The following is a 24,056-nucleotide window of genomic DNA, read 5'->3' on the forward strand; positions in this document are numbered from 1 at the left end:
CATCCTGAGGAGCGCGCTACTTAGCGCGCGTCTCGAAGGATGAAAGGCCCCGCTGCTACAGCTCGGCCTTCATAGTTCTCCCGGCGATGCGAAGCATCGTCCGGAGACGGCGCTTCGCGCCTCCTCACCATGAGGGTTGAGAGCTCAGTTCGCTTCGTTGCTGTTCGCAGCGGGCGCGGGCTTCGCGCCGCCCTTGGCGACGCCAACCAGCGCCGGGCGCAGCACGCGCTCGCCGATGGTGTAGCCGGCCTGCATGACCTGGACCACGGTGCCAGCCGGCACAGACGCGTCAGGCACTTCGTACATCGCCTGATGGAAGTTCGGATCGAACTTCTGGCCCTGCGGATCGAGCTTCTTCACGCCGTGCTTTTCCAGCGCGCTGAGTAGCGAGCGCTCGGTGAGTTCGACGCCCTCGATCAGTGCGGTCAGGCCGGGATCGGCCGCCGCCCGCGCTTCAGCCGGAACGGCATCGAGCGCGCGCTGGAGGTTGTCGGCGATCTCGAGCACGTCACGGGCAAAGCCGGTGATGCCGTAAAGCTTGGAGTCGGCGACTTCCTTGGCGGTGCGCTTGCGCAGATTCTCCATCTCGGCCAGCGTCCGCAGCATGCGGTCGCGCGCCTCGGCGGCTTCTTTCTGCAGCAGCTCGACGGAGCCGGGCTCGGGATCGTCGGGCATGATGTAGGGCTTTGACACCACGGGCTCGCCGGTCGTGTCTTCGGGTTGCCGGGTTGGATCGGTCATCGGCTGCTTCTCGAACTCGCTCAGGGGAGGTTTTCTGGCCCGGATATCGTGCTTCGGGCGCTGAAAATCAAGCGCCCGTGATCAGCGCAAATGCCGGTCAGCCCCCCAGAAGGCGGCTAACGATGCGGGCGGCGTAGTCCACCGTCGGGATCACCCGCGCATAATTCAGCCGCGTCGGCCCGATCACGCCCAAAACGCCGACAATGCGGCCGGCGGCATCCCGATAGGGCGAGATGATGGTGGAGGAGCCCGACAGGGAAAACAGCTTGTTCTCGCTGCCGATGAAAATCCGCACGCCTTCGGCGGTTTCGGCGCGGCCCAAGAGGTCGATCACGCCACGCTTGGTCTCGAGATCGTCGAACAGCAGGCGAACGCGCTCCAGATCCTCAAGCGCGTGCAGGTCTTCCAGCAGATTGGCGTGGCCACGGACGATGAGCTGGCGGTCCTCGTTCTCGCCGCCCGACCAGCTGGCAATCCCGGCCGAAATCACCTTTTGCGCCAATTGGTCGAGTTCGGCACGTGCCTCGCCGAGCGCGGTCTCCAGCTCGAGCCGCGCCTCAGCGAGCGTCCGGCCGCGAATCCGCGCGTTGAGGAAATTGCCGGCCTCGGTGATGGCCGAGGAGGGAACCCCCGGCGGCAGCGTCAGCACGCGGTTTTCGACCTGGCCGTCCTCGCCGACCAGGATCACCAGCGCTTTTTCCGGTTCCAGCCGGACGAATTCGATGTGTTTCAGCCGCGCATTGGATTTGGGCGTCAGAACCACGGCTGCGGCGCGCGTGAGGCCGGAGAGCCGGGTCAGCGCCTGATCCAGCGCCGCTTCGACGGATTGGGCGTGGCCGACGGTCGCGAGCTGGCTCTGGATCGACTGCCGTTCGGCCTCGTTGAGGTCGCCGACCTGCATCAGGGCGTCGACGAAGAAACGCAGGCCGAGTTCCGTCGGCAGCCGGCCGGCCGAGGTGTGAGGCGCATAGATCAGGCCGAGCTGTTCCAAATCGGCCATGACATTGCGGACCGAGGCCGGCGACAGCGGCATCGCGATCAGGCGGGAAATGTTGCGCGAGCCGACCGGCTCGCCGGTCGCGAGATAGCTTTCGACAATTTGACGAAAGATGTCGCGGGAACGCTCGTTGAGCTGGGCGAGGCCTGCGCGCGGCGCGATCAGATGGATCGGATCGTGATGGGCCACAGACGGCAACTCCTGTCAGATGCTCATAATTTGTCCATCCAGGACGGTTCTGACAAGCGTGGCGTTTGCGGGGTGGGTATCAGGGGGTGAAAAAGCCTTGCTGCCCACCGTCACCCCCCCTACAAGCACCGCGAACAGCCCTACCCCATGAGTTCTGGAGGATTTCCCATGCGGCCAAGCCGCCGTGCGCCCGACGAATTGCGCCCCGTGACGCTGGAGCGTGGCGTGGTCAAATATGCGGAAGGCTCCTGCCTGGTGAAATTCGGCGACACCCATGTGCTGGTGACCGCCACGCTGGAAGACCGCCTGCCGCCGTGGCTGAAGGGCCAGGGCCGTGGCTGGGTCACCGCCGAGTACGGCATGCTGCCGCGCGCGACCTCCGAACGCACCCGCCGCGAAGCCGCTGCTGGCAAGCAGAGCGGCCGCACCGTCGAGATCCAGCGCCTGATCGGCCGCTCATTGCGCACCATCGTCGATCTCGAAGCGCTCGGCGAACGCCAGATTACGGTCGATTGCGACGTACTCCAGGCCGACGGCGGCACCCGCACGGCCTCGATCACCGGTGCCTGGGTCGCGCTCGCCGACTGCATCAACTGGATGAAGGCGCGCAACATGATCAAGGCCAATGTAATGCGCGACAACGTCGCCGCGATCTCCTGCGGGATCTACAACGGCACGCCAGTGCTGGATCTCGACTATGCCGAGGATTCGGAGGCCGAGACCGACGCCAATTTCGTCATGACCGGCGATGGCCGGATCATCGAGGTGCAGGGCACCGCGGAACGCGAGCCGTTCACGCAGGACGAGTTCCTGAAGTTGATCGCGCTGGCGCAGAAGGGCATCGCGCGTCTGGTGGACTTGCAGAAACTGGCTGTCGCGTAGTCAATAGGCCCATGCACCGCCGAATCACCGGAAAGCTCGTCATCGCGACCCACAATCCCGGCAAGCTCGCCGAGATGAAGGAGCTGCTCGCGCCTCATGGCATCGAGGTGGTGTCGGCCGGTGAGCTTGGCTTGGGCGAGCCCGACGAGACCGGCAACGATTTCCGCAGCAATGCCGCAATCAAGGCGGTCGCGGCGGCGCAGGCGACCGGGCTGCCGTCCTTCGCCGACGATTCCGGCATCGTGGTCGACGCGCTCGACGGCGCGCCCGGCATCTACAGCGCGCGCTGGGCCGGTCCAAACAAAGACTTCGCTGCGGCGATGGCGCAGATCGAACGCCTGTTGCAGGAGCGCGGTGCCATCAAGCCCGACAAGCGCAAAGCTCATTTCGTTTCCGCGCTCTGCGTCGCCTGGCCGGACAATCATCTCGAAGAGGTTGAGGCGCGTGTCGACGGGACATTGGTGTGGCCGCCGCGCGGTACCGCCGGCTTCGGTTACGATCCGATGTTCCTGCCCGACGGTCACAACAGAACCTTCGGCGAGATGGAAAGCATCGAGAAGCACGGCCTGCCGCCGCTCGGCCTCGGCCTGTCGCACCGCGCCCGCGCCTTCGTGAAACTGGCGGAGATCTGCCTTGAGCCGCGCTAATAAGGATGCGTTCGGCGTCTACGTGCACTGGCCGTTCTGCCTGTCGAAGTGCCCGTATTGCGATTTCAACAGCCACGTCCGCCACGCCGCGATCGACGAAGCGCGCTTTGCCTCAGCTTTCGCCCGCGAGATCGCGACGACCGCTGAGCGCGCACCCGGACGCGAGGTCACCTCGATCTTCCTCGGCGGCGGCACGCCGTCGCTGATGCAGCCTTCAACCGTCGGTGCCGTGCTTGATGCCATCGGCAAGCACTGGACCGTCGCCAAGGATGTCGAAGTCACGCTGGAAGCGAACCCGACCAGCGTCGAAGCCACGCGCTTTGCCGGCTATCGCTCCGCCGGCGTCAACCGCGTCTCGCTCGGCGTGCAGGCGCTGGACGATGCCTCGCTGAAAGCGCTGGGCCGCATGCACAGCGCCCGCGAGGCGCTCGACGCCGTCGCCATCGCGCGCCGCTCGTTCGAGCGTTACTCGTTCGATCTGATCTACGCCCGTCCCGACCAGACACCGGCAATGTGGGCGGACGAACTGCGCCACGCCATCGATGAAGCCGCCGAGCATCTGTCGCTCTACCAGCTCACCATCGAGGAAGGCACGCCGTTCTTCGGCCTGCACCAGGCGGGCAAGTTGAAGACGCCCGACGAAGCGGTGGCGCGCGCGCTCTACGACGTGACGCAGGAGACCTGCGACAAGCTTGGTCTGCCCGCCTACGAGATTTCCAACCACGCGCGACGCGGCGCCGAATGCCGGCACAATCTGGTGTACTGGCGCGGCGAGGAATATGCCGGCATCGGTCCCGGCGCGCACGGCCGCCTCGATATCGACGGCATCAGGCATGCGACCGCCACCGAGAAGCGTCCCGAGGCCTGGCTGCTTCGGGTCGAGAGCAACGGCCACGGCGTCGTCACCGACGATCTGCTCAACAGCGAAGAACGTGCCGACGAATTCCTGCTGATGGGACTGCGTTTGGCCGAGGGCATCGACCCCGAGCGCTACGCTGCGCTCGCTGGCCGGCCGCTCGACCCCGGCCGCGTTGCGCTGCTGCGTGAGGAAGGCGCGATCACGGTGGATGCGACGGGGCGGCTACGCGTGACCAGCAGCGGATTCCCGGTATTGGATGCCGTGGTCGCTGATCTCGCGGCGTAGCGCTGTCGTTGGATGAGTTATCGAGCTACGGCAGGCGCGATTCCGCTACACCGCCAGCTGCCGCGACGCGGTCAGTCCCGCCAGCGCTTCGTCCAGCTTCTCGCGATCGAGCGGCTTGATCAAGAACCCGTTCATGCCAGCCTCGAAACAGGCGTAGCGATCTTCCACCAATGTGTTCGCGGTCAGCGCGAGGATTGGCGTGCGATGGTGGCCAGCCACGGCCTCATGGGCACGGATGCGCTTGGTCGCCTCGATGCCGTCGAGTTGCGGCATCTGGATGTCCATCAACACCAGATCATAGGGTGTGCCGGCGGAGCTGGCCGCAAGCCACGATTCCAGCGCAGCCTCACCATGGACGGCGATGACGACGCGGTGGCCGAGCTTGGTCAGGAGCGATCGCATCAAGAGCGCGTTGATCTCGTTGTCTTCGGCGACGAGGATCGAGAGGCTGTCGGCTGACGTCTTGATCACCGCCGGCTCGTCAGGCTCCGGGGCGAGATCGGGCGAGGCGACGTCCGGCGTCAGTGCCAGACGCGCGGCAAGTGAGGCCGCGCGCAGCGGCTTGACCAGGAAGCCGGTGAAGGCTTGCGAGAGCTTTTCATGACGCGAGCTCGGCGTCAGCAGCACGAGACGCTGCGTCGCATGGGCACGGGCAGCTTCGCCCAGGCGATCGGTGATGTCAGGGCCGAGCGCGCGATCGAGCAGCACCGCGTGCCAGGCGCGCTCCGGAAGCAGCGCTTCGGCGACAGTCGCATCCGCGACCAGGCAGGTCTGGGCGCCCCAGCGTTCGAGCCGCCGCGCGATCAGGGACGCTTCGATACCGTCGGCCAAAAGCAGGATCGACTTGCCCGCGAGGTCGGGGCTCGGGAATGTCGTCTGTCCGGCGCTTCCTTGCGAGGGCGCGAGCGGAATCGCGACCTCGAAGGTCGAGCCCTTGCCGGGTTCGCTCTCCAGGGTGATGCGGCCGCCCATGCGTTTGACGATGCGTTCGCTGATGGCGAGACCAAGCCCGGTGCCGCCATAGGTGCGGGCAACGCGATCGTCGGCCTGCTCGAATTCGCGGAAGATCCGCGACTGCGCCTCTTGCGCGATCCCGATGCCGGTGTCGCGGACCAGGAAGCTGATCTCGTTCGGCCAGATGCCGGGCTCGACGATCAGCGCGACACCGCCCGATGCCGTGAACTTGATGGCGTTGCCGGCGAGGTTGAGCAGAACCTGGCGCAGCCGCGCGGCATCGCCGGTGACCTCCAGCGGCAGCCGCTCGTCGACATAGGCTGCGATCTCGAGCTTCCTGGCCTGCGCGCGCGGCGCCAACAACTCGGTGACCTCCTCGATCAAGGTCGAGAGCGCAAAGGGACGCTGGTCGAGATCGAGCTTGCCGGCTTCGATCTTGGAATAATCGAGCAGCTCCTCGATCAGCGCCATCAGCGCTTCACCCGAGGTTTTCACCGCCCTGGCATAGGTCGTCTGCTCGGGTGTCAGCGTGGTGTCGAGCAGGAGGCCGCCCATGCCGATGATGCCGTTCAGGGGATTACGGATCTCGTGCGAGGCCATCGCGAGAAAGCGCGATTTGGCGCGGTTGGCGGCGTCGGCCTGATCGCGGGCATCGGACAGCGCGCGTTCGGACTCGGTGCGGTCGGTGACGTCGCGCCCGACGCTTTGCAATTCGGCGGGCTGGCCGGCATCGTGCCGCACCAGGCCCTCGCGCCAGGCGATCCAGCGCGCCCCGACCGGTGTTGCGATCTTCTGGTCGTGGATGCGCGTCCCATTGCTTTCGCGCGCGCTGTCGCCCTGCTCCAGCACGTCGAAGTCGAACCGCGTGCCGATCAGTGCCCTTCGCGCCTGTCCAGCCAGCGTGCAATAGGCGTCATTGGCGAAGGTGATGCGGCCCTGATGGTCGCGCAGCACGATGAGATCACCCTGCGATTCGAACAGGCTGCGAGCGCGCTCCTCGGCCTCCTTCAGTTCCCAATTGCGATCGATCAGCGCCTCGTTGTGGGCGGCGAGCTTCTTCATCCGCTTGTTGACGAAGCGCAGCCGCATGCTGAGCGTGGCCAGGCCAAGGCAGGCCAGCGCGAACAGGAAGCTCGCGCCGATCGCAAAAGTGTTGGGATCGTAGCCGGAATTTTCCGAGCGGCTGCCGGTGACGAAGCCATAGGCGCCGCCGAACGTCGCCGAGAAGATCATGAAGGAGCGGATCGCGAAGGCGATGCGCGGATGCTGTCGCCTGAAGCGGCGCATGCGCACCTTGATCCGGAACGTCCGACCCATCGCCACCGACCCTGAACTCTTGTGCGAAACCCCACCACCGCCGTTTGCGACGATGTCTTGCCCACCTTGCGAACAGCTTGAAGCTTTAGAGCAGCCTCGAAACAGGGTTAATGAGATGTTAACGGCTCAAGGCATGATCCGGACCCGAAGGGCCGCGTTAGCGCAAAGTGGCAGCGGTTTCCCCTCGCGACAAACGCGGAACGCGTTGGCGCGGAGATCATGCTCAAACGTTAAAGCGAGGCGGCCTGGAGATGGCGGTGGCCGCCACGAGCGCCGACGATCAGCGCCGCGGCCTCCTGCTGCGAGAACGTCTTCGAGCGCACATAGATGCGATAATCGGCCGGGCCTTCGGTGGTGAGATAGACCGTCGGACGGCCACCGCCACCCTGCCTGGAAATCGCGATCAGTTGCGTCGACGGATTGCCCTGGCAGGCGCTCGGTTCGTCGCTCGTGCCGTCATCGACCACGGCAAAGTCGGCCGCGTCGGCGTCGTCCGTGATCTGCACCCGCACGGTTGCCTGCGCGGGATCGTCGGTGAAGGCGATCTGGGTGCCGGCCGTCCAGAACAGGGAGGTGAGCTCGACCGAGGTGTCGCCAATGGCGACGCAGGGATGCGAGACCGATCCGATCTCGCTGCGGGCGAACACCGCAGCCGCCAACAGGGGAACCACCGAGGCCAGGATCTTGAAACGCAACATGACGCTCTACTCGCCGGGCCCGGTACGGGAACTTGTGGGCCTTATGGTTTGCAGAGCGTAAAGGAAACTCGTTACCGCCGGGTTGATGCGCGTTCACTTCACGCCATCTGGCGTACATCCTCCGCGAGTGCCCGGTAGGACAGCGCCTCGGCGAGATGCAGCCGGCCGATCTTCTCAGTGCCATCGAGGTCGGCGAGCGTGCGCGCCACCCGCAGCACCCGGTGATAGCCGCGCGCCGACAGCCGCATGGTCTCGGCGGCATCGCGCAGCAGCTTTTGTCCTTGCGCATCCGGCTTGGCGATATCTTCGAGCACCGCGGCCGGCGCTTCGGCATTGGTGCGGACCTGCGGCATGCCGGCATCCTTGTAGCGCGCGAGCTGGATATCGCGCGCGGCCGCCACGCGCGCGGCGACTTCGGCGGAGCCTTCTGCCGGCGGCGGCAGGATCAGGTCGGCTGCAGTCACGGCCGGGACTTCGATGCGCAGATCGATGCGATCCATCAGCGGGCCGGAGATGCGCGCCTGGTAATCACCGGTGCAGCGATCGACGCGGCCGCGCTTGCAGGCATAGCCGGGCTCGAACGCATTGCCGCAGCGGCAAGGATTCATCGCCGCGACCAGCATGAAGCGCGCCGGATAGGTGACGCGGTGATTGGCGCGCGACACCGAGACCTCGCCGTTCTCCAGCGGCTGGCGCAGCGAATCCAGCACGCGCGGATCGAACTCCGGCAGCTCGTCGAGGAACAGCACACCCTGATGTGCCAGCGAGATCTCGCCGGGCTTTGCGCGCGCGCCGCCGCCGGTGAGCGCGGCCATGCTGGCGGAATGATGCGGTGAGCGGAACGGCCGCCGCGAGGTCAGCGCGCCGCCTTCGATCTCGCCGGCGACGGAGGCGATCATCGAGACCTCGAGCAATTCGCTCGGCGACAGCGGCGGCAGGATCGAGGGCAGGCGGGCCGCCAGCATCGATTTGCCGGCACCGGGCGCGCCGATCATCAGCAGATGATGGCCACCGGCGGCCGCAATCTCCAGCGCGCGCTTGGCGCTTTCCTGGCCCTTGATATCGCGCAGATCGAGCGGCGAGCTTGCGGCTTCATGCACCTTCGGCACCGGCCGCGACAGCACCTGCGTGCCCTTGAAATGGTTGGCGATCTGAATCAGCGAATGCGCGGCGACGATCTGGATATCAGGGCTCGCCCATGCGGCTTCCGAGCCGCAGGCCGCCGGGCAGATCAAGCCCTCCTCGCGCGTGTTGGCACCGATCGCGGCGGGCAAAACACCGGCCACCGGCGCGATCGAACCGTCGAGGCCGAGCTCGCCGAGCACGGTGAAACCGGTCAGCGCGTCCGGCGGAATGGCGCCGATCGCGGCCATCAGCCCGAGCGCGATCGGCAGATCGTAATGGCTGCCTTCCTTCGGCAGGTCGGCGGGCGCAAGATTGACGGTGATCCGCCGCGCGGGTAGCGCCAGTCCGGAGGCAATCAGTGCCGAGCGGACCCGCTCGCGCGCCTCCGACACCGCCTTGTCAGGCAGGCCGACGATGGCAATAGTGAGGACTATTGATCTGTGGAGCCCTCGAAGCAGTTCGAGATCTGCCTGTTCCGGTGGAGTATCGTGCCTGCGAGCAGCCCGAAATTACGGAAAGCGACGTGTTTACTGGCTTAAGCCAAACGAAGTGGGACGAGATATTCGCCGCGGCAGCCGTTTCCGAAGCATTCTATGAGACGGGTCAGTCGGACATTGAGGATGCGATCGAAAAATATCTAAGGCGCCGGAGTGCGTCACGCCACGCCAGAACCAAAATCGACCAAGTCGTCAACGCTAGCGATAAGATCCATGGATTGGTGAAATCGCTGATTCAAGATGATGCCTTCATGTATTCCGGCGCAGTGGCAGAGGAAGACGAGCCGAATTTTCCAACCATCGTAGAAGGTATCGAAGGGCTCCTGAAACTGCGGCGAGAAATGGTGAGAGTTCGGGAAAGGTTTAAACGAGCGCACAAACTTCTCGATGTACCGGAGGAAGGAGCGCTTACTGACTTCGTATGCGACTTGCTGATGATTCAGGCAAATTGGCGTAATCAAGAGCCGCCAACGAGCAGCCGGGAATCCTCCTCGCATCCACGCTTCAGAAACTACGTGTTCATAACTGCTCAGGCTGCCGACAGCTCGGTTAAAGAGAGCGAGACTGAGTTCGCCCTCAACGCAGCGACGCGCTCTTTCAAGATGATAAAATCCCGAAATGCCGATCTTTGGGCTGATCACTGGAAACGAACGCCTGTCAATCGGAAAAAGTAGGGGGGTCTCTCAGGATTTTCGATCGGACCTCCCCCCTCATCCGGTGAAGCGGTGCGAAGGAGTGCGGGCTATCAGATCTTCGTCAAACGAGATCGCGAGTAGAGCCCTTGCCCAAATCGAACGTTCATCCGGCTATACGGCTGGCAACTGCCACAGACGTAAAGAAGCCGTTTCCGAACGGAAACGCACCCGGCGCCCCCTACGAAGTCGTGATGACAACGTCCGAAGGGACGAAGGTGCACCGCTTCGACCCGGACAACTCGAAACGTAACGTCCTGTTCGCTCAGCCGCATCCGTATTTGGACGTCTCGCGGTTGCAGCCGCGATACGAGCGCGATCCTACGTGGCTGTTCTACGCCAAGGAGTTCCTTTCTTCTCGCGCGTTGGCCGTTATCCTCACTTACCCCCCTGACGTGCAGAAGCTGAAGACGCACCTCCTGCGACCGCTGGAATTCCGGGAGCCCTATCACGTGCTCGCGGTGAGCGAGCGAGTAGGGGCGCAAGCCAGTCACGCCGAAGTGCTTCTGTTGGCCCGGCGAGGAGAAGGGCTCATCGATCTCGACCTACGATTCTTGCCCGGCGAGCTACGCCTGCCCGTTCCGGTCGCGAAGCAGATCGCGCCGGAGGCGAAGAGCGCACTGCTTATGTTCAAGCGCAAAGGACGAGTCGAACTGGAATCCGAGCTGATGGACGCTCGGATCAACTTCTTCCGCGCAGACGATTGGGCACCGTGGGAAGAGTAGTCGGCACTCGATCCAGCTTGAGGCTCCGTAACGCTTACTCCACTCGTTTTCAATCTCGCCAGTTCACGAGAATTACCATGCGGTTACAGAGCAATGCCATAGCACCAGAAGACTTACCCGCGCCGCGCCCGAAAGCTTCTGGTCTTGACATCAGCACCTTTGTGGCTCGCATCCAGACAGTAAGCGCCAAATCCACACGGGCGACCCTAGAGCTTGCTGCAATCATCAGCGAAGCGAGAGAGGCGCTGGACCACGCGAGCTTTAGAAAGCTCGGCAGCGCCGTTGGTCTATCTGCGGCTACGCTCAACAAGTTCGTTACGATTCACTCTTCGCGAGATCGCTTCGTTGGACGAGAACGCGCGCTGCCGTGGACGGTCATGTATCAGGTCGCGAAGTTGCCGGATGGACACTACGAGTCATTGGCTGCATCCGGAAAATTCGGTCCCGAGTTGAGCGAGAAGGACGTGAAGAAGTTCGTCCTTCAGCGCGATGCGGCTGCTGACCTCAGCCAATGCGCCTCAGCACAGATGGATTACATCTCGGTCAAGGTGATCTTCCCGGGCCTCACCTCGCTTGAGAGGGAAGACAGCATCCGCAAAAGGATCTTCGGTGCGCTTGAAGACGATCAGGAAATTTCGATCAAGGTCTCGCAGCGAAAAAAGCTCCCGGAGAGAAAGGACCAGCTCCGGACGGCTATCCCCATGGTCCGTAGCGGAGACTAATGATGTTGAAAACAATAGCGCAGATGCACGAGGAGAGACTGAAAGGACTTCAGACTCGGCCGCTCGATGAGGAGGCGACGCGGCTCAGGCTCGAAACAACCTTCGACTTCTGGGCCAGGTGGCTGAGCGTCCTTAAGCCGTTGTCCGGAGGCGATTGCTTCGGCGGCCTTAGCGGAATCTTCGATTCGCGCGGGCGATCTGCGTATGACGAGGTCGCAGCCGGAATCAAATCGATGAAGAACGCGCTGGGAGTGGGGCGCCTGAACTTCAACACGTATTTCATCCTTCGGCATATCTTGGCCGACGCGTGCAAGCGAGCGCTGACCGAATCCGGTGTCGACACCGCGCTTTGCGCCGTGATGGCCTTCGCGACGCTCGAACTCGGAGGTGAGCTCGATCCGTCTTATGGACTTTTCCCGGAACGAAAGTTCCTCTCGGAGCGCGGCTTCAATGACGCGGAGCTTCCCGACAACGATGTCGAAGCCTTTTGGGAGCTGGAGGCGCGGCATGCCAGGCCTGAGTACGACGGGTCTGAATTCAGGGACATTCTCTGGTTAGGGCGATGGGAACAGGTCCTCTCAACGCCCGAGGAGTTCGAGTGTCAATTCCCGGGAGCAAAAGCCAGTCAAGCGAACCTGATTCGGGTGGTGAAGCCCATCTTCGATCGTTTGGAGCCGGTTATGGATAGCTGGGTTCTTCGGAACTTCTTGCTGTGGGTGGAGCCGCTGCTCCGTCACCCCCTGCAAGAACGTCTTTCCGGACGCGTGCCCCCGGCGCAGGCTGCGTGACGTGAGGCGACACCAAGAAAGGGAGCTCGAACGCTCGGGCTCCCTTTCAATGTTCAAGCTCGCTTCGCGCGCGAGGAAAGACCAACAAACCGTCATCGTAGGAAATACGCCCCCTGCGAACAGTCTTGAGGACGTAGTCAGTGGCCCGATCTGGATTGCGGTCTATCGACTGGACGTGTATCCGCTCGATCTGCCTGGCGGCACGGATATACAGACCATGCTTTTCGCGAAAATAATCAGTCAGGCCCTGCTTCAGGCGCGAAGTGGGCGGCAAGAGAAGCAGCCCATGGAAATGGAGGCCCTCATTGTAAGCCGGCTCGTTCCTAGCCACTCGCCTGCGCTTGCTTACGGGTAGGTCAAGCGCTCCCAGCAGCACGGGTAGTTGGTCAGTCGGCGCAGTTCTCGGCTTCCGGTGAACGTCGGTCACTAAGATGGAATACAGCCGAGCAACTTCGTCTCGCATCCTCTGCATCACTGTTTGACTCGGCCCGGTGATGTTGGAGAACATGATTGTCAGCATGTATCCAGACCAGCCAACGTCGAGTCGGTCGGTAACTAACCCGGCGTAACCCGCTAGCCAGTGTTCTGGCCTTTGTATGGCGGTGCCGCCAATGCCGGTGATCTTACCCGATGGCTGGCGAGCCTCCGGATCGTCTGGTTTGGCGATATGAGTGCTTGGACTGGGTTGCTCTGTAGCAATAGTGGACCATATGCGGTCCTCGACGAGGTGCATTTAAAACATCCTATGGAGCAGGAGCGATCGAGTGGCCCATCCAACAAGTATCGGGAGCCTGCGATACATTTAGCGAGCGGGGCATGCTTCCATCGGCCACAGCCGAAAATATTTTGTCGGACGTAACCGACCTTCAATGCTTCGACCGAGGGGATGTGCTTCTCGCCCTCACTTCGTTCGGGCGAGCCTTCGGACCACAGGTAAGTTCGTTTGGTAGCTTTACGAAGCCTATTTTTATGTGCGGTTACGGAGGAGGTCATCACTTTGCCTTGCCGGCAAAATGATCCGTGCGTTTAGCGGCATCGGCATCATCGGACCAGAGGAACCACTCTCGTGGTCGGGGCCGGCAGTGCGGTGAGCCCCGTTACTCCTCTGCTTGTCTGCGCAGGGTCTCGGCAAGACCGGTCCGACGATCGTGCCACCCTTGACGGTCCAAAGCTTTCCCGTCTCTCGTCAGGCTTGGTTTAGCGACCGTTGCCTGCTTGGGTCGTTCATTTCCAGGAGTGGACCGGACGATGAGTCCAGGGCTCCGACCGGTGTCCCAGCCCACCGGGTTTCCGCAAGTACTCTTGCTCAGAGGTCGCGGTTCTAAGCCATGCTGGAATGTCCGATTACTTATCTGCGGACGGTCTTCTTCCCAGCTCCTCAAAACGGTGCGAGTTGTGAGCTAGGGGTTCGAGACACCTGCTGAGTTCATAAGGTGCGCGTCCGCAGTCCAACGGGGAGCAACGGACGGGCTAACTGATAAGCCGCTATCTACAGTCGAAACGGATGAGCAGAAGCGTCAAAATGATCTTTTCGACGAACTGGACGCGCAAGGCCAAGTACGATTGCGAAGGGAATCCGCTGCTCGGGTCCGCAGAAGAGCGGAAGGCATCGATGATCCTGAGGAAGGGAGATACTCGTCTTCGAACAAAACGACACCAAAGAGCCGACAGTGACGACACTGAAACGCATGAGCGATTGATTGAGCGGCGTGGCTGGCGAGCGTTACGTATAGGTAACCCGTCAACGGGCTGGTGCCGTTGGACAACGAAGGAACACGACCGTAGATTCACGGTCTACGACGCGCGTTGGAATCGATATTATCGGGCCGTGCAACCTATCCGATTCGCTTCATCATGCGCCGCCCTCGCTATGGATCCCTTGTCGAGAAAGCGACCCAAGCCGCCGTTGCGGCAATCGAGGTCTACAACAAACCCGGATTCAAGTACCGGGAGGAAACCTTTTCGATCCTGATGCTGAATGCGTGGGAGCTTCTGCTTAAGGCGCGCATCCTCAAGGCTAACCGGAACAAGCTCCGCTCTATCGAGGTATGGGAGCCGAGGATCACGAAGACAGGTAGCGGTAAGAGGCTAGCCCCGAAAAAGAACCGGGCCGGCAACACGATGACTATCGGCGTGCTGCCAGGGGCGAACATCGTGAGGCAGTACGCGCAGGATTCGATTGATGACCACGCTATCGAGAACATCTCGCTCCTGATGGAGATCAGGGACAACGCGATCCACTTCCACAACGTGAGCCGGGACCTGCATAAGAGGGTGCAGGAGGTCGGAGCCGCGGCGCTGCGCAACTTCGCTTTCGCTGCAAGGAAATGGTTTAATTGCGACCTGTCCCAGTATCAGTTCGCGCTGATGCCCGTCGCCTTCGAGACACCGGCTGGAGTCATACAGACGGTCTTCAATGATGACACCAAAGGCGCCGCTGGCAAGCTCGCAAAGCTGTTGGCTGATCAGGAGCGGAAATTCCCCTTCGAGGCTGCTAAGCCCTTCAATGTCGGCGTGGAGGTCGAGCTGAAGTTCGTCCGGAACGCCAACGCGCAGGCGATACCGGTCATCGTCTCCCCCAACGATCCCAATGCCATTCGGGTGACGTTGAGCGAGGAGGACATGCTGAAGCGCTACCCCTGGGACTACCGGACGCTTTGCAAGGCGCTACGGAAGACACCCAACTTCAAAGAGAACGAGAGATTTCATAAGCTGCGCAGACCCCTTGAGGACGATCCGCGGCTTTGTCGCGTTCGTCTCCTCGATCCAAGGAACAAGAAAAGCTCAAAGCAGCGATTTTACAGCCCGGCCATCCTCGACGAGATTGTGAAGCACTATGTTTGAGCGGCTGCGGCGTGATCAAACAATATGTTTCGAGAAATGCGGTCCGTCTTCAGCATGCGTCGGATAAGCGTCCGGACGTTCTTCGCGCCGCGCCAACTCCGAATCGGATGACGCGACTGTGATCATGGGCAAACCGTCCAAGAAGATCTTCGCATGCTTGCCGTTGGTACTAACGCGGTTGCCGATACCGAATCGCGTCTAGCTCGCTGGTCACCGCTTCCTTTTCGGTCACTGGCACATTGCAAGGTGGCCGCCGTCTTCGCGCTCGTTAATGTCGATTTTGGCGTTGTCGACCGTTCGCGCAATCATCTTCCGCAACGTGCTGTCATGGCCCGGTGTCGTTTTCACGAGCAGGGTCCCGGCACCCGTGAAGAACACGTTGATTGAGTGACCAGTCCCTCTTGCTTCCGCGTACGGCGCGCTATCGGCCACGACTGGCGCCGGGATGTCGCGCAAGAGCCGCAAGTCGTAATCACGACCGTCAGTGGTGACCACGGTGCCAGATTCCACGCCAGCAAAACCGGTATTGCGCATGGGCTCCGGAACCGTGCATTTCATGCCCAACAAGTTCAGGAAGCGCAGCACGTCCCCCGGGATTTCTTTCGGGCTCGCGCTGGATACCGTTCGTTGAGGAAGCCCGGCCCCGCAGTCCCCTCCGGTAGCAACCGCGAAGGCAACTTTGTCTGTCAGTGCTATGACGACGGCGCTAGCGCTGCGCGGGAAATAAAGCAGATACAGGCTATTCCTCGGAGTCTCAGCAACTGCTACCAGTGCACCAGCGCTAGCCAGCGCAGCGTTGCTGACTTTGTAAAACATCCCGAACACACCCGCTCTTGCGCCGTCTCCCAAGAACATAGTCCCCTCGCGCATGACCGCTCCGCCGCCGAAATTGCACATCATGCCGTCAGCTTTCGCGGCGGTAGCTGCCCACGTCATGACGGTCATCATGCAAAGCGATATCAGCAGTTTCTTCATTGTGTGGAACCTTTCGAAATTGGTTGCTGATTACCTACACTCCGGTAGGCTCCATAGGTTGTCAGGCAGGAAGTCATCCGTCTCCGTTTTGAGGTAGTCGCGACTCTCATGCTTCGCGACTTTCACCCATACGGACTTGCCCTGCTCGCTTACGTAGTAGGAACGGGGATCCCGCTCGACGTTAGCGATCGCGGTTTCTTCAGAGTCTCGCCAGCCACTACCGTGCATGTGATTTGACGAGCAGCTGTATGCTTTCCCATCGTTGCGGGGGCCGCTATTGACTGTTGACGAAGACGGACTCGCTGTCCTGTGGTTGGTATCTCCAATGCCACTAACGGCCCCTAAGCTGTGTCGCGGGGACGGAAGGCCACCCCCGCCAAGGTGGCCTTTTCCGACTCAGGGTTGAAACGGTGGATGATTCGCGCTGCAGAGTCGAATCCCGGAACCGTCTTACAGTGGATATCGGAGTCGCTCAGTACTCGGTCAAAGCTGCTGCACGACCCTTCGCTGCGCATCTGCATTCTCTTCGATGTATCGCTGTGTGGTCCGCAGGTTGGAGTGTCCGGCTAGGGCTTGAACGTCCCTGAGTGATCCGCCGACGGTGGAAATCTTCCGCGCAGCGCCAGTGATGAAGGTCCTTCGGCCGCTGTGACTGGAGCAGCCGACGAAGCCCAAGTGCCGATACCATCGCTGGAACATGTTCACGATCACTTGCGGTGATGTGCACGCCATTCGCTCAGTGCTGATCACGTAGTTGCCCGTCTCTCTGGTCAGAGTTTGTCGGCACGCGATGAGCGACGCCCTAATTTCGGGATGGATGGGAATTACACGGCCAGACGTTCCTTTGCTCGCATCATCGGTTAGGTGGATGGCATGGCCGACTTGGCCAGTCGCGTCGCTGACCATGCGCCAAGTCAGGTGAGCGATCTCCTTCGCTCTAAGCCCGGCCTTTGTCGAGAGCAGGAAGATCAGCCTGTTCCGCTCCGGGTATCTGGTGGTTGAGAGATAGGCGAGGGTCGCCTCGGCTTGTCCTTTGCTCAACGTCTTTGCTTGCTTCCCCAAGCCCATCTCGTCCTCCAGGCGTCGGTCGACGGCTAACAGGACGCTGGACTGTAATCAGTTCGGATCATTGGTACATGCTTGCGTAGCAGGGCGGCCAGAAGGTCTACTTTCTAACCGGCTTTTTGCGAGCTGTGCTACCCTTTCCGGGGACCCAATTCGGCTACCCCCGCCAGGGCGGCTGTACCCCGGTCCCTGCCACTCACCATGCGGATCGTTAGTCCGATAGGCGGGCGCTTTTTTTACGAGAGCGGGTCGACTTCCTCGTCAGGCTGCGGCTCGCCTTTGGCGACTAACTCTTTCAGGAGTTCCAAATCGTCGTTCTTCAGGCCACCGCCGTACTTTGCCAGAAGCTTCGCATAAAACTGGTGAACGTCGGTATCATCGATGATCCAGCCAACTTGGTTGTTCTGCCCGGGGATTTTAATAAGGCGCTCCACCTGGGCGATGGTGAACTGCTCAAAAGCGTCGAGCTTTCCGATATAGCTATGCGTAGAGGCGAAACTGCCGCTATTGCTCAGGCTGTTGATGGCAAGATCGCTCTCAACCTGACTGGCTATCTTGATGTCAGGGAAACGGTCCTTAAAGAAATCGGAGATCTTCGAGTAGTAATTAATGGACGATTTCTTCTCGGTCTCCCACTCGTCCCGCAGGAATTCATTGAAAGCGCCGTCGGAGAGCTGCGAGCGATAGTCCTTGTCCTCTGACACTAGATATAAGTCCGTACCTTTAGCGATAGTCGCCAACAACGTTTCCCAATTCATGGCATCTCCGAGGCTCTCGTTCTTTCCGGGCGGATTGCCGAGCCGGACGCGCCGCAGCGCGTTCAGATAGTGCTCGTCATCGAACTCGGGCTTGGTCGCCACCTTGAAAAGGCCGGTCACGACCTCGTCGGCCTTGAGCGACATATTCTCGGCATCTTCTTTCATCTTACCAACCAGCTCAGCGTGGAGCTTGTCGGCCTTCTTCAAAGTGCCTCTCAGCTCCTCGTATTCCGAATAGTCTTTCGAGAACGCCGGAAAGGACGCATTGAACTTAGCTTCGCGCAGCTTTTTCATCGCGTCGGATATTTTCGCACCCCGATTGCGCCAGAACTCGTCCCCGACCTGCTTCGGAACTATGAGGCTGATCTCCTTATTCTTCACCAAAGCGACTAGCTTCTTCAGCTCTTCAATGTCCTCACTGGTGAGGTGATAGAAAGAAAGCAGGACGTTTGTGTCGATGAAAAGAGTGATCATGCGCCGACTCGCAAAAGACCGGCGCAGTGAAGAGTACCAGGAGAGCTTTTTCAAGGGCTCATCCGCAGGTTTAGTGCTGAGGGGCCTTGACGCGCCAGGTCTCGACAGAAACGTGGCCATCGCCCCAGCAGGGTTGACGGCAAGCTGGGCATGCCGAGCCGCCGGCCGTATGGCCGCCTTACCCTTCCCATGAGCATCGCCGATCTTATTGCGGAGTAATCCCGGCCCCGCAAAAGTAGCGAGATACGGAAACAATCGCGCTGCGTGCATTTGTGCGGCAAACGGATTACCCTCGGGCTATGGGTCGATTCGCTTTAGTTCAAGCGGACGAGGCGGGGTGTCATCATGAGAACGGCTTGGCGGATATTCGAGCGTTTTGCGCATTGGGTTGGTCTATTCATAGCCATCGTGGCCATCGTAGCGGTGGGCGTGATCATTGGTCGGCCAGCGGAGAAGAGCGGCTACCAGCCAAACTTTGCAAACGTCGAGCAACAGCAAAAGCGACTTGTGGTCTTCTTTGATGGCACCTGGAATAGCGTCGATAGCAACACAAATGTCTGGCGCATGCGGGCGCTGTGCGCGGCCAAGAGCAAGGATGGAAAATCCCAGCTTGTTTACTATTCCGTCGGCGTCAACGGCTTCTTGGGCGGAGTATTCGGCCAAGGTCTCGATGATAACATCCGTCTAGCGTACGAATGGCTTATCGAAAACTACAATGACGGGGATGAAATCTTCATCTTCGGATTTAGCCGAGGGGCCTTCACGGCTAGAAGCTTTGCGGGATTGATCGCCATTAATGGCATTCTGAAAGCTGGAGCGCCGATTGGAGTGGCTGAGTTGTTTGAGCGCTATAAGAAGGGAAACGAAGAGAGCATCTGGGATCTAAGGGACAAGGTAGCGGCTGGGGACACTAGCAAGATAACCCAGCAGGAGAAATGGCTGCTCAAATACTCATTGCCGACAAAGATAAAGGTAGTCGGTGTCTGGGACACAGTAGGATCAGTGGGATTGGCAGCTGGGAATATCCCCGGTGTTAGCCGTTCTTCGTTTGACTATCTGCAAACAGGACTTCGCATCCATATTCTGAATGGTTATCATGCTCTTGCTATTGACGAGCACCGCAAAGATTTCGCCCCAACGCTTTGGGACGTTCATCATAAAGACCCGAAGAATCTTTCGCAGGTCCGCCCCCTATCGGGGGTGGAGCAGCGGTGGTTCGTTGGCGCGCACGCAAATGTCGGGGGAGGCTATGAGACCGATCTACTTGCGCAAGCACCACTGCGTTGGATGATGAAGAAGGCCGAGTCCCAAGGGCTTTCATTCCGTTCCGAAGTGGACCTTGATGGCGATGATATGACAGGAAAAATTGCCGACTCCTATAAGTCATTTGGATCGGGAGTGTATGCTTGGATTTTTCCGCCGCTTTATCGCACCATTGGACAAGAGCCGGACATTCGAGACGACGGAAGCCATGTTAACGTAAACGAGACGATAGACGCCAGCGTGTTTAAGCGATGGCGCTCGGACCCCACGTATCGCCCGGCTAATCTTGTCGAGTGGGCGCAGCGCAAGAAAGTTGATCCGGCTCAATTTCAGACTTCCGTGCGGGCGGACGACCCTAGCGTTGGCGTATCGGACCCATAGCCGACCTGCATCTGAGAGCTTGTTACTTCGACGGCGCGAGCTCAAGTGACGACGTCGGCTACGGACCCCGCCAAAGCGCGTCATCACGACAGACATAGAGAAGATTTCGTAGGAAAGACCATGGCTCACGACAGTCCAGCGCGAAGCTTAAACAGGCTGACAAGCCCAACGGCGGTGAAAGCTGCTATCGCCGAGTGCGATCAATTAGGGCGGGACGCTTTTCGTCGCCTGTATCACTTTAAGCCCGCGCGAGCGTATGCCCTTCATTTCTCGGACGGTGTTTATGACTCAAAAGCCATAGCGGCGGTCGCGTTTGGATATCAGTTTGGAACCGAGCCACTTGCGTGGGATGAATGTAGTGGCGGAAAGGTCAAGGGAAATGCTGCTTGGGCTTTAGATCGACTGGGCTTTCGCGTCATCGGGGTCAAGCACGTGGGGTGGTGGATCGAAGAAGCGGAAGCCGCAGTTGACGCCTATCTGGAGATGCTCGCGCTGCATCAAGCTGGCTTGCCCTTCAAGAAGAAGGACTACCACAGCAAATTGCACTCGCAGAGACCCACTCGCACAGCCAAGGCTTACGAATGGAAGCTACAAAACGTAAGCGCAGTGCTTCAAGAGATGGGGAGGGAATGGCTGCCCGGATACGCGCCGGCTCCGGGTTTCCAGACTCTTCTGCGGTACGTCTTGGAAGATCGCATTGGCCGGGATGTCGATAGCTCGGAAGCAGAGGCGATCCGTGCCGAGTCTCCGAGCAAGCCCCGACTGGTCAAAATCGACTGGGCGCTAAGAGACGCCGAAAATCGAGAACTCGGCAAGGCCGGCGAACGGTACGTCTTCGAGCAAGAGCGGCAAGCGCTGAAGGATGGCAAAAGGCCTGATTTGGCCGCGAAGGTGAAATGGGAGGCGAGTGAGGCGGATGGCCAGGGATACGACATCTCTTCGTTTGATCTTGATGGAAAGTCTATCCACATCGAAGTCAAGACGACAGCGCGTGGCGAGGCCACGCCCTTCTTCGTGTCTAGCAATGAAGTTCGCGTGTCATCCCGACTGAACGAATCGTATCGGCTCTATCGAGTGTACAATTTCCCGGCTTCGCCTGAGATTGCCGTCTATCGGGGAGCGCTTGAGAAATGCCTCGTGCTGAATCCTGCGTCCTATCGCGCGCAACGCAAATGAAGTCGGTTGCCCTCTGGTGAGGGCTGTTCCGTCCGCTCGCGGCGTAGAGGCAGAAATAGACCGTAAGAGCGGGATCAGCGGCTTCTCGGATCTCGCGACGAAGGGTCCTTGCTTGCTGTGCTACCCTTGCCGGGGACCCAATTTCGGCTACCCCCGGGGCTAGGCAGTCGAGCGGCCGGCCGCCGTCATCTGCCACCGCAAGCTTAGGCGGATTTCCGTTGTGACCGCGCCGGCAACTTCTTCGGCGACGCGTCCTTGGGCAACGCTTCCATCGGGCGGCAATATTCGCCGATTTGGTCCTCGCTTATAGTCTTGTTTGATGTATCGACGAAGGGCTCACGGCGGTCTATGCGGCCATGGGTTCGCTCATCTCCCTCCTAGTCGGCATAATCGGATTTTTACTACGGGAAGGCTCGACCTGAGCCGGGGGCATTTACGCCCCGGAGAAGCTTAGTTCGAATTACAGCCGTTACCGCAGCCACCGGCCCCACACCCCCCACCGGTGCCGCAGCCGTCCAGTCGCGCTTGACAAGTCCGTGCATTTGCCAGATCGTTCAGAACGAGCATTTTTTATAGCGGCTCTTTTTGGTTGTTGGGGGCGGCAACCGTGTCAATTGTCTTACGCGCGAAGCGCATGGGCGCAGCTAGCATCGCTGCGACTTTGACGGCTTGTACCGGACTAAACGTTGTCCATGACCCGCAGGGCGTCATGGATCGGCAACAAGTGCAGGGGCTCGTCAAATCAGTCAAATGCGAATTGATTACATATCTCGAAGCAAATCGTCGTCGGAAGACAGACTACTTCGATGTATCTGAGCAGCTGTTCGGCAACGTGATCCTCGATCTGAACGTTGTTGATATCGCGGGCTTTGCGAGCGGAAGCACCAGTATTGACCGTCTTCGCACGGTCAATGATAGCGAAAACTTCACATGGCATTTTGGTCCTACGCTTAATGGGCAGGGGACCTATGACATGATCCTGAGTTTCCTTCTGCCGCAGAATGCGAGGATTAGCTTCGCGGCGACTAAGGACGATTCTGTCCGATGTTACAGCGGCCCACTCAATAGCGACTTCGAGGGCTTGGCGCGCGGTGATTACAGTGACAGTGAGCAATTCGTCCGTATTCGGGTGAATGGTGTGAAGCCGCTTGCCAGTTGGCTTCTCGATCTCGGCAAGGATATGTGGTCTGGCATGGAGGCCGCCAAGCTAGGGGAAACCGCGTATCCGGCTCAAATGGCTTACACCTTCACCGTTCAAGTCACGGCCGGACTTGAAGTGAAATATTCGCTTATAAACCCGATGTGGAACCCCCTTGGCATCGGCGGGGCGGCATCGACGCAACAGACGAATAAACTCCAATTCACACTCAACGGCGCAGATGCATCCCTGGCGTCCGGTGCGAGTACTGGCCTCGCCGCTATTGGTGGTGGGACGCCGCCTTATCAACCACCTCAGCCACCACGGGCTCGCGTACCAACCGCAGCACCGCCGGCCTCAGCACCTCTTGCCGCGCCCTCGGGACAAGAGGCAGCGCCGCCGCAAGCGGCGCCATCAGAAAAGACCGAGCGCCGCACTCGACATCGCCGGCCAGCGTCGGCAGCCCCGCCCAGAGGGATGCCGCAGGGCTATCTGCTTGCGCCAGTCCCGATTATTGCACCACGCCCCGTACATTAATCGCGTAGCATTGGGAGAGACCTGTGCTGAAACGTGTGACCCTTTCGGTTATCCTACTGGCGACACTTGGATCTATTGCGACCGCATGGGCGCATTCGCTCGAGAAGGTCGGCACTGACAACACGGTTCAATGGAAGCCGGAGCGGCTCAACTATCTACCGCTCGATCGTATCCCTCGACCGACACTTGATGTCGGCCATGCCGGGTTAGAGTCGGTCGTTGTGCTTCCCAATCGATGGGCGCAAACTCAAGCTATTCATGTATGCTTCGTGGGCGGTACGCCAGAGTTACGCAACAAGATCATCGGGATCGCCAAGACTTGGCTGCAGTACATCAATCTTAGTCTGGCAGCTGGAAGCGAGAACGGCCCTGATTGCGTCGATCACGACAAAAGCGAAGTGCGCATAGGCTTCTCGGAGCCTGGCTACTGGTCTTACATCGGCACCGACGGCATCGCCACCGAGCTTGTCGACAAAAACCTCACCTCGATGAACTTTGAAGGGTTCGACAAGAACGCGCCGGCAGAGCCTCGCTTCACGGGTATTGTGCTTCATGAATGGGGACACGCCCTTGGTCTACATCATGAACATCAGAGCCCAGCGAGCGGCTGCGACGCCGAATATGATTGGCCGAAATTGTATGCCTACTACAAGAGCAACTATAACTGGGACAAACCGAAGGTCGATGCCAATGTGAAGCAGCTCGCGGCAGACAGATCAGCTTACGACTGGTCCCAGCGGGATCCGGATTCCATCATGATCTATGGCAGCGATCCACAATTTCTAAAGAAGGGCACCCATAGCAAATGTTACTTTCACGACAACAATTCGCTCTCCAAACTTGACATAACGGGCATTCAAAGGACCTATCCAAAGACAGGCGCGGACGCCGCACTAAAATTTCAGTCTGTAACGCTGCCAATTGTTCTCGAGATGCAGATTCCGGACAATCTCCGGTCAGCACTGACGATCCAGCAGTCCCTTACAAAGACGCAGCTAAATCTCAAGGCTCAATAGGACTGACGCGAAGCAGAGCATTGCATCGGGTCCGAATCCCACCGGCCGCAAGGCAGGCTACGCGAGTGCAGCCAAATCGATCATAATCTGAGAGGATCAAGCGGGGCTCGCTTCCTCGTCCGCTGCTTCCCGAGAGCAGACGTTGAACCTTGCATTTGAAGCTTCTGAGAACGCGGGATCAATGGCTCGAAGGATCTCGCAACGAAGGATCATTGATTGCTGTGCTACCCTTTCCGGGGACCCATTTTCGGCTACCCCCGGCCCCCGTTCGGTCCAGCGGCTGGCTGCGACCAAGTCCGTCATCCAGCGTC

22 protein-coding genes and 1 pseudogene are annotated in these 24,056 nt (G+C 60.2%); 12 read left to right on the forward strand and 11 right to left on the reverse strand.

Translation table 11 applies throughout. From position 1 onward, the window contains the following. Positions 1-144 precede the first annotated feature (144 nt). Positions 145-741: a nucleotide exchange factor GrpE gene (gene grpE / locus XH89_RS00840; protein ID WP_194465272.1), complete on the reverse strand. Its 597-nt coding sequence runs from the start codon at positions 739-741 to the stop codon at positions 145-147. A 97-nt stretch (positions 742-838) separates the two neighbouring features. Beyond that, positions 839-1,927: a heat-inducible transcriptional repressor HrcA gene (hrcA, locus tag XH89_RS00845; RefSeq protein WP_194465273.1), complete on the reverse strand. Its 1,089-nt coding sequence runs from the start codon at positions 1,925-1,927 to the stop codon at positions 839-841. Positions 1,928-2,095: 168 nt separating this feature from the next. On the opposite strand from hrcA, the gene rph reads away from it, so the two are divergent. Genes rph through hemW form a run of 3 tightly spaced genes read left to right on the forward strand, consistent with a single transcriptional unit; the run spans position 2,096 to position 4,600 of the window. Beyond that, positions 2,096-2,809, forward strand: coding sequence for a ribonuclease PH (gene rph, locus XH89_RS00850; RefSeq protein ID WP_194465274.1), 714 nt, complete (start codon positions 2,096-2,098; stop codon positions 2,807-2,809). Positions 2,810-2,820: 11 nt separating this feature from the next. Next, positions 2,821-3,456: an RdgB/HAM1 family non-canonical purine NTP pyrophosphatase gene (gene rdgB / locus XH89_RS00855; protein WP_194465275.1), complete on the forward strand. Its 636-nt coding sequence runs from the start codon at positions 2,821-2,823 to the stop codon at positions 3,454-3,456. Further along, entirely contained in the window at positions 3,443-4,600 is a 1,158-nt protein-coding gene (gene hemW, locus XH89_RS00860) for a radical SAM family heme chaperone HemW (protein ID WP_194465276.1), read from the forward strand. Before rdgB ends, hemW begins: the two co-directional genes overlap by 14 nt. Positions 4,601-4,645: 45 nt before the next feature. Here the strand turns inward: hemW and XH89_RS00865 are convergent, their stop codons facing one another. The 3 genes from XH89_RS00865 to XH89_RS00875 all read right to left on the reverse strand — a co-directional run bounded on the left by XH89_RS00865 (position 4,646) and on the right by XH89_RS00875 (position 9,152). Beyond that, on the reverse strand, positions 4,646-6,871 hold the full coding sequence (locus XH89_RS00865; RefSeq protein ID WP_194465277.1) for an ATP-binding protein: 2,226 nt from the start codon (positions 6,869-6,871) through the stop codon (positions 4,646-4,648). 230 nt (positions 6,872-7,101) lie between these two features. After that, positions 7,102-7,569: a hypothetical protein gene (locus tag XH89_RS00870; protein WP_194465278.1), complete on the reverse strand. Its 468-nt coding sequence runs from the start codon at positions 7,567-7,569 to the stop codon at positions 7,102-7,104. Between the two features lie 98 nt (positions 7,570-7,667). Next, positions 7,668-9,152, reverse strand: a complete 1,485-nt coding sequence (locus XH89_RS00875) for a YifB family Mg chelatase-like AAA ATPase (protein WP_371825243.1) — start codon at positions 9,150-9,152, stop codon at positions 7,668-7,670. Positions 9,153-9,172: 20 nt separating this feature from the next. On the opposite strand from XH89_RS00875, the gene XH89_RS00880 reads away from it, so the two are divergent. The 4 genes from XH89_RS00880 to XH89_RS00895 all read left to right on the forward strand — a co-directional run bounded on the left by XH89_RS00880 (position 9,173) and on the right by XH89_RS00895 (position 12,118). Continuing rightward, positions 9,173-9,865 (forward strand): hypothetical protein, encoded by a 693-nt coding sequence (locus XH89_RS00880; protein ID WP_194465279.1) that lies wholly within the window; start codon positions 9,173-9,175, stop codon positions 9,863-9,865. Between the two features lie 212 nt (positions 9,866-10,077). Continuing rightward, positions 10,078-10,608 carry a hypothetical protein gene (locus XH89_RS00885; protein ID WP_194465280.1) on the forward strand — a complete coding sequence of 177 codons (531 nt, stop codon included), beginning with the start codon at positions 10,078-10,080 and terminating at the stop codon, positions 10,606-10,608. Positions 10,609-10,685: 77 nt separating this feature from the next. Beyond that, positions 10,686-11,330, forward strand: a complete 645-nt coding sequence (locus XH89_RS00890) for a hypothetical protein (protein WP_194465281.1) — start codon at positions 10,686-10,688, stop codon at positions 11,328-11,330. Between the two features lie 2 nt (positions 11,331-11,332). Then, positions 11,333-12,118: a hypothetical protein gene (locus XH89_RS00895; protein WP_194465282.1), complete on the forward strand. Its 786-nt coding sequence runs from the start codon at positions 11,333-11,335 to the stop codon at positions 12,116-12,118. A 46-nt stretch (positions 12,119-12,164) separates the two neighbouring features. Here the strand turns inward: XH89_RS00895 and XH89_RS00900 are convergent, their stop codons facing one another. Then, a complete protein-coding gene (locus tag XH89_RS00900) occupies positions 12,165-12,851 on the reverse strand; it encodes a hypothetical protein (protein ID WP_194465283.1) in 687 nt (228 codons plus the stop codon). A 1,121-nt stretch (positions 12,852-13,972) separates the two neighbouring features. On the opposite strand from XH89_RS00900, the gene XH89_RS00905 reads away from it, so the two are divergent. Then, entirely contained in the window at positions 13,973-14,962 is a 990-nt protein-coding gene (locus tag XH89_RS00905; RefSeq protein WP_194465284.1) for a DUF3644 domain-containing protein, read from the forward strand. Between the two features lie 228 nt (positions 14,963-15,190). On the opposite strand, the gene XH89_RS00910 is transcribed toward XH89_RS00905, so the two are convergent. From XH89_RS00910 to XH89_RS42020, 5 genes and pseudogenes are all read right to left on the reverse strand, one after another. Then, positions 15,191-15,937, reverse strand: coding sequence for a hypothetical protein (locus XH89_RS00910; RefSeq protein ID WP_194465285.1), 747 nt, complete (start codon positions 15,935-15,937; stop codon positions 15,191-15,193). Positions 15,938-15,967: 30 nt separating this feature from the next. Beyond that, positions 15,968-16,165: a DUF3892 domain-containing protein gene (locus XH89_RS42015; RefSeq protein WP_194465286.1), complete on the reverse strand. Its 198-nt coding sequence runs from the start codon at positions 16,163-16,165 to the stop codon at positions 15,968-15,970. A gap of 255 nt (positions 16,166-16,420) precedes the next feature. Further along, a complete protein-coding gene (locus XH89_RS00920) occupies positions 16,421-17,005 on the reverse strand; it encodes a site-specific integrase (RefSeq protein ID WP_194465287.1) in 585 nt (194 codons plus the stop codon). 233 nt (positions 17,006-17,238) lie between these two features. Beyond that, positions 17,239-18,234 (reverse strand): PIN domain-containing protein, encoded by a 996-nt coding sequence (locus XH89_RS00925; protein WP_246767710.1) that lies wholly within the window; start codon positions 18,232-18,234, stop codon positions 17,239-17,241. A gap of 159 nt (positions 18,235-18,393) precedes the next feature. Next, positions 18,394-18,504 (reverse strand): annotated as a pseudogene (locus XH89_RS42020) (hypothetical protein); the annotation flags it as partial. Between the two features lie 75 nt (positions 18,505-18,579). Here XH89_RS42020 and XH89_RS00930 point away from each other — a divergent pair. The 4 genes from XH89_RS00930 to XH89_RS00945 all read left to right on the forward strand — a co-directional run bounded on the left by XH89_RS00930 (position 18,580) and on the right by XH89_RS00945 (position 23,745). Beyond that, entirely contained in the window at positions 18,580-19,878 is a 1,299-nt protein-coding gene (locus XH89_RS00930; RefSeq protein ID WP_194465289.1) for a DUF2235 domain-containing protein, read from the forward strand. A gap of 120 nt (positions 19,879-19,998) precedes the next feature. Continuing rightward, on the forward strand, positions 19,999-21,054 hold the full coding sequence (locus XH89_RS00935) for a DUF3883 domain-containing protein (RefSeq protein ID WP_194465290.1): 1,056 nt from the start codon (positions 19,999-20,001) through the stop codon (positions 21,052-21,054). Between the two features lie 709 nt (positions 21,055-21,763). Next, complete coding sequence (locus tag XH89_RS00940) at positions 21,764-22,729, forward strand: hypothetical protein (protein WP_194465291.1); 966 nt, start codon at positions 21,764-21,766, stop codon at positions 22,727-22,729. A gap of 23 nt (positions 22,730-22,752) precedes the next feature. Beyond that, complete coding sequence (locus XH89_RS00945; protein WP_194465292.1) at positions 22,753-23,745, forward strand: hypothetical protein; 993 nt, start codon at positions 22,753-22,755, stop codon at positions 23,743-23,745. Positions 23,746-24,056: the final 311 nt, after the last annotated feature.

Origin of the sequence: Bradyrhizobium sp. CCBAU 53340 (assembly GCF_015291645.1) — a bacterium.
Classification (GTDB): domain Bacteria; phylum Pseudomonadota; class Alphaproteobacteria; order Rhizobiales; family Xanthobacteraceae; genus Bradyrhizobium.